This is a genomic window from Streptomyces sp. NPDC058741 (assembly GCF_042746715.1).
Taxonomy (GTDB): domain Bacteria; phylum Actinomycetota; class Actinomycetes; order Streptomycetales; family Streptomycetaceae; genus Streptomyces.
The window spans coordinates 59,640-71,981 of sequence record NZ_JBHYQH010000013.1 but is presented as its reverse complement, the minus strand read 5'-3'; the positions used below and the strand labels follow the sequence as shown (position 1 = coordinate 71,981).

11 protein-coding genes, 1 tRNA gene and 1 pseudogene are annotated in these 12,342 nt (G+C 73.4%); 6 read left to right on the top strand and 7 right to left on the bottom strand.

The features are described from left to right. Positions 1-31: 31 nt before the first annotated feature. From ACFW6P_RS13655 to ACFW6P_RS13640, 4 genes and pseudogenes are all read left to right on the top strand, one after another. Positions 32-795 (top strand): annotated as a pseudogene (locus ACFW6P_RS13655) (crotonase/enoyl-CoA hydratase family protein). 232 nt (positions 796-1,027) lie between these two features. After that, positions 1,028-2,128 (top strand): mechanosensitive ion channel family protein, encoded by a 1,101-nt coding sequence (locus tag ACFW6P_RS13650; protein ID WP_386354641.1) that lies wholly within the window; start codon positions 1,028-1,030, stop codon positions 2,126-2,128. A 602-nt stretch (positions 2,129-2,730) separates the two neighbouring features. Beyond that, complete coding sequence (locus tag ACFW6P_RS13645; RefSeq protein ID WP_386423725.1) at positions 2,731-4,950, top strand: NADP-dependent isocitrate dehydrogenase; 2,220 nt, start codon at positions 2,731-2,733, stop codon at positions 4,948-4,950. A gap of 201 nt (positions 4,951-5,151) precedes the next feature. Next, positions 5,152-5,943, top strand: a complete 792-nt coding sequence (locus tag ACFW6P_RS13640) for an N-formylglutamate amidohydrolase (protein WP_386354647.1) — start codon at positions 5,152-5,154, stop codon at positions 5,941-5,943. Between the two features lie 45 nt (positions 5,944-5,988). On the opposite strand, the gene ACFW6P_RS13635 is transcribed toward ACFW6P_RS13640, so the two are convergent. The 4 genes from ACFW6P_RS13635 to ACFW6P_RS13620 all read right to left on the bottom strand — a co-directional run bounded on the left by ACFW6P_RS13635 (position 5,989) and on the right by ACFW6P_RS13620 (position 7,525). Then, positions 5,989-6,486, bottom strand: a complete 498-nt coding sequence (locus ACFW6P_RS13635) for a hypothetical protein (protein ID WP_386423723.1) — start codon at positions 6,484-6,486, stop codon at positions 5,989-5,991. Positions 6,487-6,643: 157 nt separating this feature from the next. After that, a tRNA-Pro gene (locus tag ACFW6P_RS13630) sits at positions 6,644-6,717 on the bottom strand. 72 nt (positions 6,718-6,789) lie between these two features. Further along, complete coding sequence (locus tag ACFW6P_RS13625; protein WP_386423721.1) at positions 6,790-7,149, bottom strand: hypothetical protein; 360 nt, start codon at positions 7,147-7,149, stop codon at positions 6,790-6,792. 61 nt (positions 7,150-7,210) lie between these two features. Continuing rightward, positions 7,211-7,525, bottom strand: coding sequence for a hypothetical protein (locus tag ACFW6P_RS13620; RefSeq protein WP_386354653.1), 315 nt, complete (start codon positions 7,523-7,525; stop codon positions 7,211-7,213). 203 nt (positions 7,526-7,728) lie between these two features. Between ACFW6P_RS13620 and ACFW6P_RS13615 the strand changes: the two genes are divergently transcribed. Then, a complete protein-coding gene (locus ACFW6P_RS13615; RefSeq protein WP_386354656.1) occupies positions 7,729-8,073 on the top strand; it encodes a cupin domain-containing protein in 345 nt (114 codons plus the stop codon). A 27-nt stretch (positions 8,074-8,100) separates the two neighbouring features. On the opposite strand, the gene ACFW6P_RS13610 is transcribed toward ACFW6P_RS13615, so the two are convergent. Continuing rightward, the gene (locus ACFW6P_RS13610; protein WP_386354659.1) at positions 8,101-9,147 is read right to left on the bottom strand and encodes a LacI family DNA-binding transcriptional regulator; all 1,047 of its coding nucleotides are present in this window, start codon (positions 9,145-9,147) and stop codon (positions 8,101-8,103) included. A 111-nt stretch (positions 9,148-9,258) separates the two neighbouring features. Here ACFW6P_RS13610 and ACFW6P_RS13605 point away from each other — a divergent pair, with 111 nt between their 5' ends. Next, a complete protein-coding gene (locus ACFW6P_RS13605) occupies positions 9,259-10,422 on the top strand; it encodes a Gfo/Idh/MocA family protein (protein ID WP_386423720.1) in 1,164 nt (387 codons plus the stop codon). Between the two features lie 165 nt (positions 10,423-10,587). Here ACFW6P_RS13605 and ACFW6P_RS13600 read toward each other — a convergent pair whose 3' ends face one another. Both ACFW6P_RS13600 and ACFW6P_RS13595 read right to left on the bottom strand, forming a co-directional pair. Then, positions 10,588-11,220 (bottom strand): TMEM175 family protein, encoded by a 633-nt coding sequence (locus ACFW6P_RS13600; RefSeq protein WP_386354665.1) that lies wholly within the window; start codon positions 11,218-11,220, stop codon positions 10,588-10,590. 63 nt (positions 11,221-11,283) lie between these two features. Next, a complete protein-coding gene (locus ACFW6P_RS13595; protein ID WP_386423718.1) occupies positions 11,284-12,315 on the bottom strand; it encodes a LacI family DNA-binding transcriptional regulator in 1,032 nt (343 codons plus the stop codon). Positions 12,316-12,342: the final 27 nt, after the last annotated feature.

Below are 12,342 nucleotides of genomic sequence, written 5' to 3'. Positions count from 1 at the left end.
GCCGGGTGCCTCACCCGGAAGGGACTTCACCATGCCGGTGCGCGTCGAGCGTCAGGGACCCGTGACCACGGTCGTGCTCTCCCGCCCGGAGGCGCGGAACGCCGTGGACGGCCCGACCGCCTCGGAACTGGCCTCTGCCTTCCGGGAGTTCGAGACGGACGAGGAGGCGCTCGCCGCGGTGCTGTGGGGCGAGGGCGGCACGTTCTGCGCGGGGGCCGACCTCAAGGCGCTCGGCACCGAGCGCGCCAACCGGGCCGAGCCGGACGGCGACGGCCCGATGGGACCGACCCGGATGCGGCTGTCCAAGCCCGTGATCGCCGCCGTCGCCGGGCACGCGGTGGCCGGCGGTCTGGAACTGGCCCTCTGGTGCGATCTGCGGGTCGCCGAGGAGGACGCCGTCTTCGGCGTGTTCTGCCGCCGCTGGGGTGTGCCCCTGATCGACGGCGGCACGGTACGCCTCCCCCGGCTCATCGGCACGGGCCGCGCGCTCGACCTGATCCTCACGGGCCGCCCCGTCGCCGCCCCCGAGGCCCACGCCATGGGGCTGGTCGACCGGGTCGTAAGCCCGGCCGGGCCCGCGCCGCGGCGGAGGAACCGGCCGCCGCCCTCGCCCGGTTCCCGCAGTCCTGCCTGCGCGCCGACCGGGCCTCCGTCCTGGACCAGGACGGCCTGGACGAACCGGCCCCGCTGGACGGCGAGTTCCGGCGCGGCTCGGCCGTCCTGGCCGAAAGCCTGCGGGGCGCCGCCCGGTTCGCCTCCGGCGCGGGCCGGCACGGGACGTTCACGGACCCGTGACGCGCGCGGGGTGACCACACACGGTGTGCAGCACCCCACGGGGCGCACACCGTCCGCTCCGGTACGGAACTCCGTGCGGGATGCGGCAGGATGAACGACCGTGTCGGCCGCTGGTCAGGGTGGTCGGGCACCGACGGACATCCCGGAGACAAGCAGGTGACGACGTGACGAAACTTCACATCCGGCGGCCGGCGACGGCGTTCGCCGCGGTCGCGATCCCGGGAGGTGACCGGTGAACCGGGCACTCACCGTGGACGATCTGCTGTTCGCCGGCATCGCCCTGGGCTCCGGCCTGCTGGCGGCGTTCGCGCTGCGCGTCCTGCTGCGCTGGCTGGGCCGGCACGCCGACCGCACCCGCTGGAGCGGCGACGACGTCATCGTGCACGCGCTGCGGGCCGTGGTGCCCTGGGCCGCGGTCGTGGGCGGCGCGGCGGGCGCTGCGGCGGCGCTGCCGCTGACGCGCACGGTGCAGCACACCACCAACCAGGTGCTCACCGTGCTGCTCATCTTCGTCGCCACGGTGTCGGCGGCCCGCGTGGTGACCGGGCTGGTGCGCTCGGTGACCCAGTCCCGGTCGGGGGTCGCCGGGTCGGCCACGATCTTCGTCAACATCACCCGGATCCTGGTCCTGGCGATCGGCTTCCTGGTGGTGCTCCAGACGCTGGGCATCTCCATAGCCCCGCTGCTCACCGCTCTCGGCGTCGGCGGCCTGGCGGTCGCGCTGGCGCTGCAGGACACCCTCGCGAACCTCTTCGCGGGCATCCACATCCTCGCCTCCAAGACCGTCCAGCCCGGTGACTACATCAAGCTCAGCAGCGGCGAGGAAGGCTACGTCGAGGACATCAACTGGCGTCAGACGACGATCCGCAACCTGTCCAACAACCTCATCGTGCTCCCCAACGGCCAGCTCGCGCAGGCGAACATGACCAACTTCATGCGCCCCGAGGAGCAGCTGACGATCCTGGTGCAGGTGGGCGTGGCCTACGACAGCGACCTGGAGCACGTGGAGCGGGTGACCAACGAGGTCATCGCCGAGACGATGACCGAGGTCGAGGGCGCGGTACCGGACCACGAGCCGATCATCCGGTTCCACACCTTCGGCGACTCCCGCATCGGTTTCACCGTCGTCCTGGGCGTCGGCGAGTTCAGCGACCAGTACCGGATCAAGCACGAGTTCATCAAGCGGCTGCACCGGCGCTACCGCGCGGAGGGCATCCGCATCCCCGCCCCGGCACGGACGGTGACGCTCCAGCAGGGCGGGGTCTCGGTGATCCCTCAGCAACGGACCGGCGGGGTCGAGCCGGGCGAGTTCAGCTCCGCCCGGCTCGACTGAGCCGCACTCGACTGAGCCGCACCGGACCCGGCGGCGTTACAGCGTCGCGGAGTTGTCGTGCGGGCGGGCGTCCCTGCGGTCACGCGGTGCCGACGGGGACGCCGTCGCCGGTGTCACGGTCCCGTCCGGGTGCCCCGGCATCCTCGGCGTCCTGGTGGCGTACAGCCCCTCCCGCAGGAAGCCGGTGAGGTCCTGGCCGGAGACCCCGGAGGCGACAGGGCAGCAGGCCGTACGTCTCGAAGGGGTACACCCCGAGCCGCTGCTCGACCCACTCCACCGGGGCCGGGGGGAGCGCGGGCGCCAGCGTCGGCGGCCCGGGCCGTGGGGACGACGTCCCGCGGCGGCAGGCCGTGCGGGCCCTGCCGCTCCTCGATCGCGTAGTCGCCGACCGTGATCCGCACCACCTCGTGGCGATGGGCGAGCGGGGGCGGCAGGTGTACCCGGCCCGGTCGCCGCCGAGCCGCTCGGTGCGTACCGGACGGCCACCGGCCACGCCGGGTCGATCGGTTGCGTGAAACCGGTCGCGGACCCCTGTCGAGACGAGGTCGCCCACGAGATATCTTGATGTCGAGCAATGTTGCAGACGTGGAGCGGAGCACCCGGTGACTGACTCGACCATCATCTATACGCACACTGACGAGGCCCCCGCACTGGCGACGTATTCCTTCCTGCCGGTGGTCCGGGCGTACGCCTCGCAGGCGGGCGTACCTGTGGAGACCCGCGACATCTCGCTGGCCGGACGCATCATCGCCGTGTTCCCGGAGTACCTGACCGAGGACCAGCGCATCCCGGACGCCCTCGCGGAGCTCGGCGAGCTGGCCAAGACGCCCGCCGCCAACATCATCAAGCTGCCGAACATCTCGGCGTCCATCCCGCAGCTGAAGGCCGCGATCGCCGAGCTGCAGGGCCAGGGCTACGCACTGCCCGCCTACCCGGACGACCCGAAGACCGACGAGGAGCGCGAGATCCGCGCCCGCTACGACAAGGTCAAGGGCTCCGCCGTGAACCCGGTCCTGCGTGAGGGCAACTCGGACCGCCGCGCCCCCGCCTCGGTCAAGAACTACGCCAAGTCCCACCCGCACCGCATGGGCGCCTGGTCCGCCGAGTCCGGGACGGCCGTGGCGACGATGGGCGAGAACGACTTCCGCTCCACCGAGAAGTCCGTGGTGATCGCCGAGGACGGCACGCTGCGCATCGAGCTCGTCGGCGACGACGGCACCACCACCGTGCTGCGCGAGTCCGTGCCGGTCCTCGCCGGTGAGGTCGTCGACGCCTCCGTGATGCGCGTCGCCGCGCTGCGCGAGTTCCTGACCGCGCAGGTCGCCGAGGCCAAGGCCCAGGGCGTGCTGTTCTCGGTGCACCTGAAGGCGACGATGATGAAGGTCTCCGACCCGATCGTCTTCGGTCACGTGGTGCGCGCCTTCTTCCCGAAGACGTTCGCGCGGTACGGCGACAAGCTCGCCGCGGCCGGCCTGACCCCGAACGACGGCCTGGGCGGCATCTGGAAGGGCCTGGACGCCCTGCCGGAGGGCGCCGAGATCAAGGCCTCCTTCGACGCCGAGCTCGCCGAGGGCCCGGAGCTGGCGATGGTCGACTCCGACAAGGGCATCACCAACCTGCACGTCCCGTCGGACGTCATCATCGACGCCTCCATGCCGGCGATGATCCGCACCTCGGGTCACATGTGGGGCCCGGACGGCCAGGAGCACGACGCCCTCGCGGTCATCCCGGACTCCTCCTACGCGGGCGTCTACCAGGCCGTGATCGAGGACTGCAAGGCCAACGGCGCCTTCGACCCGTCGACCATGGGCACGGTGCCGAACGTCGGCCTCATGGCGCAGAAGGCCGAGGAGTACGGCAGCCACGACAAGACCTTCGAGATCGCCACCACGGGCACGGTCCGTCTGGTCGACCAGAAGGGCACCGCGCTGATCGAGCAGGCCGTCTCGGCCGGTGACATCTTCCGCGCCTGCCAGACCAAGGACGCCCCGATCAGGGACTGGGTGAAGCTGGCCGTCACGCGCGCCCGCGCCACCGGCGACCCGGCGGTGTTCTGGCTGGACGAGACGCGCGCCCACGACGCCAACCTGATCGCCAAGGTCACGACGTACCTGGCGGAGCACGACACCGAGGGCCTGGACATCCGCGTCCTGTCCCCCGTCGAGGCGACGAAGCTGTCGGTGGAGCGCATCCGCCGCGGCGAGAACACCATCTCGGTCACCGGCAACGTGCTGCGCGACTACCTGACCGACCTGTTCCCCATCCTGGAGCTGGGCACCAGCGCCAAGATGCTGTCGGTCGTCCCGCTGATGGCGGGCGGCGGCCTGTTCGAGACGGGGGCCGGCGGCTCGGCGCCCAAGCACGTGCAGCAGCTGGTCAAGGAGAACTACCTGCGCTGGGACTCCCTGGGCGAGTTCTTCGCGCTGGTGCCGTCCTTGGAGCAGTTCGCCAAGGTGACGGGCAACGCCCGCGCCCAGGTGCTGGCCGACACCCTCGACCGCGCCACGGCGACCTTCCTCAACGAGGACAAGTCCCCGACCCGGCGCGTCGGCGGCATCGACAACCGCGGCAGCCACTTCTACCTGTCCCTGTACTGGGCGCAGGAGCTGGCCAGGCAGACCGACGACGCGGACCTGGCGAAGGCCTTCGCCCCGCTCGCCGAGACGCTCGCCGCGAACGAGCAGAAGATCGTCGAGGAGCTGGCCGCCGTCCAGGGCAAGCCGGCCGAGATCGGCGGCTACTACCAGCCCGACCCGGCGAAGGCCGCGGAGGTCATGCGCCCGTCGACCACGTGGAACGAGGCCCTGGCGTCCCTGAGCTGACGCTCCGGACCCCCTCGGTCCACCGACTCCGCCCCGGCCGGCAGCACGCCCGGCCGGGGCGGAGCGGTGTCCGGGCGCACCCCGGGCCGCCCTCGCCCCTCCCGCGTGGTGACCAGTTCCTCCCCGTCCGCGCCCGCGAGCCGGCGGACGCGGGCGGGATCCTCCGACCCACCCTCTGGACGACACCCCCGGAGCCACCCGATGCCGACGTCCGACGATCCGTCCTTCGCACTCCTGCCGGGTGCCGCCGACTCCCCGGTGATCCTGCACGTGCCGCACTCCGCGTGGGAGATACCGAGGGACGTCCGCGCGGGGATCGTGCTCGACGACGACCAACTGGCGCGGGAGCTGGACCACATCACCGACGCACACACCTCCCGGATCGCCGGGGCTGCGGCCGGCCTGGCCGGCGTCACGCCGTGGCGGTTCGTCAACCGGCTGTCGCGGCTGGTCGTCGACCCGGAGCGGTTCCCCGACGAGCGGGAGGAGATGCGGGCCGTCGGGATGGGCGCGGTGTACACGCGGACCACGCACGGCGAGGTGCTGCGGCCCGGCGACTTCGAGGCCGGCCCGCTCGTCGAGCGCTTCTTCCTGCCGTACGCGCGGGCGATGACGCGGGCCGTGGCGGACCGGCTGGCGGCCACCGGGCGGGCCGTGATCATCGACGTGCACTCGTACCCCAGCAGGCGGCTGCCCTACGAACTCCACGGCGACGGGCCCCGGCCCGCGGTCTGCCTGGGCACGGACCCCTTCCACACCCCGGCCGGACTGCTGGCCGCGGCGCGCGGGGCGTTCGGGGAGACCGGGCTCGACAGCCCGTTCAGCGGGGCGTACGTGCCGCTGGAGTTCCACGGACAGCGCCGCGAGGTGCACGCGCTCATGGTGGAGATCCGCCGGGACACCTACATGACCGAGCCGGGCGGTCCCGCCGGAGCCGGGCTGGAGCGACTCGCCGGTGCGCTGGCCGGCCTGGTCGACGCGGTGTCCACCTGAGGCGGCACCGGCCGGAGGACGCCGGGCCGGGCGCGCCCCCGTCCGTCAGGTGTGGACCCAGGCCCGCAGCCACTCCGTCACGACCACGTCCCCGCCCGTGCGCAGCCGCAGCGCGAACGGGCCCGACGGCGGCGCCCCGCCCGTGAAGCGGCCCAGGTCGTCGGCCGTGAGCGGGGCGCCGGGGCGGGGTCCGCCGAGGACCTCGATCCTGGCCGGCTGCGGCGGCAGCAGCTGGCCCATCAGGCCATGCGCCGTCACCTCGACGTCCACGGTCACCTCGCCCGCCCGGAAGGTCAGCATCCGGGGCACGTCGGTGGCGCCGCGGACCGGCAGGGCGTCGACCAGCGGGTCGAGGGGGAGCCGCGCTACCTCGCCGGCCCGGACGACGGGGGGACTCCGCACAATGCCACGACCAGCGCCCGGCTCGTGAAGGGCCGCCGCTACCACGTCCGTGTCCGCCTGAACTCCGCCCGGAGTCCCGGCGAGACGGCGGCGGTGTGTGCTGGTGACGGCACGGTCCCGCCGCACGGACACCTGAGCCACAGTCCGGCACCGGGGGAGCGGTCGAGGACGTCGCCCATGGGGGTGGGTGACGTCCTCGGCCACGCCACGCGCGCACGAGCGGCGCGTCCCCGCGCCACACGGCGGAGGGCCGTACCGGATCCGTCCGGTACGGCCCTCCGGCCTGCTGCCTCATCTGTCGGGACGACAGGATTTGAACCTGCGACCCCTTGACCCCCAGTCAAGTGCGCTACCAAGCTGCGCCACGTCCCGATGTGGCTCGCGCGGGAGACCCGCGTGATCACGCAGGTCAAGCCTACCGCATGGGCGAACGGCCACTCGGCCTCAGCGCCCTGGGGACGGCGGGTGCCCGGCCGGGGGCTGCGGGGGCGCGCAGGTGCCGAGAATCCGGTCCGCGGGAGTCGAGGGTTCGCACGCGCCGAGAATCCGGTCCGCGGGAGTCGAGGGTTCGCACGCGCCGAGGATCGAGTCCGGGGGTTCGAGGCGCCGTGCGCCCGGTCCGCCGGTGCGTGCCCCCTTCCAGCCCGCCAGGCCCGTCGTCGACACGGCGACCGCGAGGACGGCCCACCAGGGCAGGTCCGCCTTGGTGGCGTGTCCGGCGCAGGCCGCCACGGCGAGGAGCGCCGTGACGCCACCCCTGACCGCCTCGGTCCGCCGGCCGCACCATTCCCCCGCCTTGTTCACCTCTGACCCCTGTCGCGCTCATGGCCCGGGGCCTCCGCTTCCCCGGCATATGCCACACACCCTAAGCGGGCTCCAGGGGCGCGTCCGGCAGGGGCGTACCGCACGCCTGGACACCGGTCGCGCGCGGATGCGCCGGCCGGTGTCCGTACACGCCCCCCTGGGACGGCGCGCTCGTTCCGTGCGCGCCGACGAGGGCCCGCCCCGCGCTGTCCTCCGGCGCCCCGCGCGCACCGCGGAGGGCGGCCAGGCCGATGAAGACCATGCGGGACACGCCCGCCAGGGCGAAGGCGGTGAAGCCCCGGATCGTCTGCCGCAGCTGCGCGAGCGCGTGCTGCTTGGCCTGCTCCCCGGTGCCCGGACGGGCTTGAGTCGGCATGCGTTGCCCTCCCTGAATGAGTGCCTGTCGAACCCAGATCCAGCCACACAAGATTGTCAGCGATTTCGTTCGCCGCATGCGGGCCGTCGGTGCGTGCGTGGCCGGCCGCGGCGTCCGGCGAGACGTTGTGTCCGCCCGGCCCCGTCGGCGCCCCACACTCTGTCGGGGCCGCTCCCCCGCTCCCCCCGGCTAGGGTCGGCCGTATGACGCACAGCTTCGTACTCCACATCCCCGACGCCGAGCTCGAACCGGAGCCTCTCGCGCCCGAGCAGATCGTCTCCGGGACGCCCGAGGTGACCGGCAAGGTGGTCTGGGAGTCGGAGGACGGCCGACAGGTGCGGGGCGTCTGGCAGATCACGCCCGGCGTGGTCACCGACACCGAGGCCGACGAACTGTTCGTCGTGATGAGCGGGTCGGCGACGATCGAGGTCGAGGGCGGCCCGACCCTCACGGTCCGGCCCGGCGACATGGCCGTCCTGCGCGAGGGTGACCGTACGACCTGGACGGTGCACGAGACCCTGCGCAAGGCGTACGCGATCAACCTCTGACGGAGAGCGGGCTGGGGACGGATCCGCTCAGCGGTCGGGCGCAGACGCCGTCGACCCCCTGGTCTCCAGGGTGGGCGCGGTCAGGTCGAGCCGTCCCGCTCCGCCGCCGCCTTCCAGACGCTCCAGAAGGCAGCGGGCCGCGCGGCGGCCGATCTCGTGGCTCGTGTTGTCGACCGTCGTGAGCCACACGTGCCGCAGACGGGCGATGCTCGTGTTGTCGTAGCCGACGAGGGACAGGTCGCGCGGGACGCGCAGCCCCATCTCCTCGGCCGCCGAGAGCACGCCGATCGCGGTGATGTCGTTGACGGCGAAGACGGCGGTGGGCCGTTCGGGGCGGCTGAGCAGCCGGACGGTCGCCCGGTAGCCGCCCTCCTCGGTCATGTCGCCCGGTTCGGCCACCGCCCGGTCGGCGAGCCCGTGCCGGCGCATCGTCGCCTCGAAACCGCGGCGCCGCAGCTCCCCCACGACGCCGTAGCCCGCGATGTGCGCGATGCGGCGGTGCCCGAGTCCGATCAGGTGTTCGGTGGCCAGCCCGGCGCCCCGCTCGTCGTCCCCCGCGACGACGTCGACGCCGGGCGGGGCTGGTTCGCGGGAGCCCGCGAGCACCACCGGGATCCGCTCGGCCACCGGCCCGAGGGCCGCCGGGTCGGGCAGCGTGCCGACCACGACCAGGCCGTCGACGCGCAGGTGCAGCAGCGGATCGGCCGGGCTCTGGCCGGTGCGGCGGTTGAGGCGGGCGTCGGCCAGCAGCATGTGGAGGCCGTGCGCGTGCAGCAGGGAGTCGAGGCCGTCCAGGAGGTCGACGAACCAGGGGTTGCGCAGGTCGTTGAGGAGGACGCCGACCATGGGGGTCCCCCCTGCGCGAGCGGAGCCGAGAGCTCGGGGGAGGCTGCGCCGCTCGCTGAGGCTGCGGGCGGCGGCGTTGGGCCGGTAGCCGAGCTCCTCGGCGGCCCGCATCACGGCGTCCCGCTTCTCGGGGCGCACCTGATCGGAGCCGCGCAGCACCAGCGAGACCAGCGACTTGGAGACACCGGCCCGTTCGGCCACGTCCCGGATCGTCGGCGGTCTGGTCATGGCATGGACCGTTCCATGGGAGCCGGGCGCTTGTCAAAGGCTTGACAGCCCGGTGAAACCGCGCCCAGGGTGGGCTGGACAAGTTGTGGAACGGTCCAAAGAGGGGCTCTCATGGTGGACACGCTCGGCGTCGCCGTCATCGGATTCGGCTGGATGGGGCGGGTGCACACCCAGGCGTACGCGCGCGTGCGGCACCACTATCCGAGGCTGCCCCTCGTCCCGGAGCTGGTGACGGTCGCGGAGGAGGTGCCGGGCCGGGCGGAGGAGGCCGCCGCGCAGTTCGGGTTCGCCTCGACGACGCGTGACTGGCGCGAGGTGGCCGCCGACCCCCGGGTGCGGGCGGTCAGCATCACCGCGCCGAACTTCCTGCACCGCGAGATGGGCGTCGCCATGGCCGAGGCAGGCAAGCACGTCTGGATCGAGAAGCCGGTGGGCCTGACCGCCGGGGACGCCGGTGCCGTGGCGGACGCGGTGGCGAGGGCGGGCGTGCAGGGCACGGTCGGCTTCAACTACCGCAACGCGCCCGCCGTCGAGACCGCCCGCGAGCTGATCGCCTCCGGAGAGCTGGGCAGGGTCACGCATGTCCGCGTCCGGCTGTTCAGCGACTACGCCGCCCATCCCGAGGGCGCGCTGACATGGCGCTACGAAAGGGAGCGGGGCGGCAGCGGGGTCCTGGGCGACCTGGCCTCGCACGGCGTGGACCTGGCCCGGTTCCTGCTCGGCGACATCACGTCCCTCGCGGCTGACACGGCGATCTTCCTGCCGGAGCGGGCCCGTCCGACCGGAGCGACGGAGGGCCACAGCCGCGCCGCGGGCGGGGAACTCGGCCCGGTCGAGAACGAGGACTACGTCAGCTGTCTGCTCCGCTTCGCCTCGGGGGCACGCGGGGTCCTGGAGGCCTGCCGGGTCTCCGTCGGCGAGCAGAACAACTACGGCTTCGAGGTGCACGGCACGAAGGGCGCCGTGTTCTGGGACTTCCGCCGCATGAACGAGCTGGGTGTCAGCCGCGGCACGACGTACCAGGACCAGGCCGTCAGCACGGTCTACGTCGGCCCGGGCGACGGCGAGTTCGCCGCGTTCCAGCCGGGCGCGGCCAACGCCATGGGGTACGACGACCTGAAGGTCGTCGAGGCGTACCGCTTCCTGCGGTCGGTCGCCGAGGGCGCCCCGCACGGCGCGACGCTCACGGACGCGGTGCGCAGCGCGGCGGTGCTGGACGCGATGGCGCGGTCGGTGGGGAGCGGCACATGGGCGGAGGTGCCCGCCCCGGCGTGAGGCGGGCCGGGGGGGTGCCACGCCGGGGCGGTGCGCTGACGCGTCTTGCCGTGACGTGGCGCGGCGCCCGGGGTCGGCCGGCCAGGTCCGGGGGCGTCGGTGGGGAGCCAGGTGTCGGTGTACTCGCTGCCCCGGACCAGTCGCGGACCGGGCCCCGTCTCCGGGCTACCGTGCGGGGCCCCCTCCAGCCGGTGCGGTTTCCAGGCGGTGGCCCAGATAGGCCTTGGCCGGGATGAGGACGAGCCACATCCACATGAGGGCCGGGCCGGTCACGAAGACCAGCGGGACCGTGATGAGGAAGACCACCACGATCACGGCGCTGTCGAGGAGGTGGAGCGTGGTCGCCGCCGGGGAGGGCCTGTCGTGGCGCAGCCAGGGGCGTCTGGCCAGGACGGCGGCCACCGCCAGATGGCAGGCGCCGAGCGCGGCGACCGCTCCCGCGTAGACGGCGACCGACACGGGCAGGTCGCCGTACTCGGCGAGCAGCCGGGTCGGGAAGGGCACGAGGGCCGCGACGCCCAGGCCGGCGATGGAGAGGCCGATGACCTGTCCGTCGATCTCGCGGACGTCCTGGAAGATGCGGCGGTGGTCGCGCCAGTAGCTGCCCAGCACCCAGACGCTCAGCGCGTACGCACCGAGGTCCGGGAGCAGTTCGCGCAGGGCCGCGCGGTACGCGGCGGGATCGAGTTCCCGGGGCACGGAGAGGTCCAGGACGAGCAGGGTGAGGGCGATGGCGAAGACGCCGTCGACCAGGGCCACCAGCCGCTCAGGTCCGCCGTCCGGGCGCGAGGTGAACATGGGCCCGACGGTAGGGGCCGCGGCCGTACCCCACCGGGACCCACGCCCGGTCGCGCGCCCGGATCACACGGCCGCCTGCGGAGGCATGTTGTACGGCGTCACGACCTGGATCGCCGACGGCAGCGTCGGGCCCGCCGGCGGCAGGGCGCCGTGCGCGCGCATGACGGTGTGGCAGGCCTCGCGCACGTCCTGGCGCAGGTCGTGGTGGAGGACGGCGGACAGCCGGTGCTCGCGGAGCAGCCGGGTGTTGTCGTGGTCGAGGTCGTGCGCGACGAACGCCGCGCACTCGCGGCCGAGGTCCTCGAACGCCCGCAGCGTGGCGATGTTGCCGCCGCCGATCGAGTACACGGCGCGGATGCCCGGGTCGCGTTCCAGAGCCGCCCGGACGAGGTCGTACTGGGTGGCGTCCAGGCCCTGCCCCTCGGCGATCTCCACCAGCCTCCGCTCGGGGTGCCGGGCGCGCATGGCGCCGCGGAAGCCCATCTCCCGCTCCTCCTCGTTGCGGAAGAAGCCGCTGCTGAGGCTGGTGAGGACGTTGCCCGGGCGGTCGCCCAGCCACTGGCCCGTCAGATAGGCGGCCGTCGCGCCCGCCGCCCGGTCGTCGATGCCCACGTAGGCGAGCCGGGCGCTGGCCGGCAGGTCGGTCACCAGGGTCACGACCGGTATGCCGGCCGCGGCGAGCCGGGCGACCGCGGCCGTGACCTCGGGGACGTCCGGGGCCTTGAGGATCACGCCCTGCGAACCGCGCCGGGCGATCCGGTCCAGGATCCGCACCAGCCCCCCGGCCGGGCCGGTCTCGCGGAAGTGGAAGCGGGAGCGCAGCACCGCCGGATGCAAGGCGGGCAGCTCGGCCTCCAGGGCGGCGCGGATCGCCGTGGTGAAGCGCTCGGGCGCCTGCATCACGATGTCCACCATGAACGTCCGGCCGACGAGCCGGACCTGGGTGCGCTGCCGGTCGAGGTCGGCGATGGCCTGGTGGACCTCGCGCGCGGTGCTCTCGCGCACGCCTCCCCTGCCGTTCAGGACACGGTCGACGGTGGCCTCGCTCAGCCCCGCCTGTCGTGCGATCTCCCGGATGGGGAAGGGGTGGCCCATGCGCCGCCTCCTTGAGGGGTTTTTGAT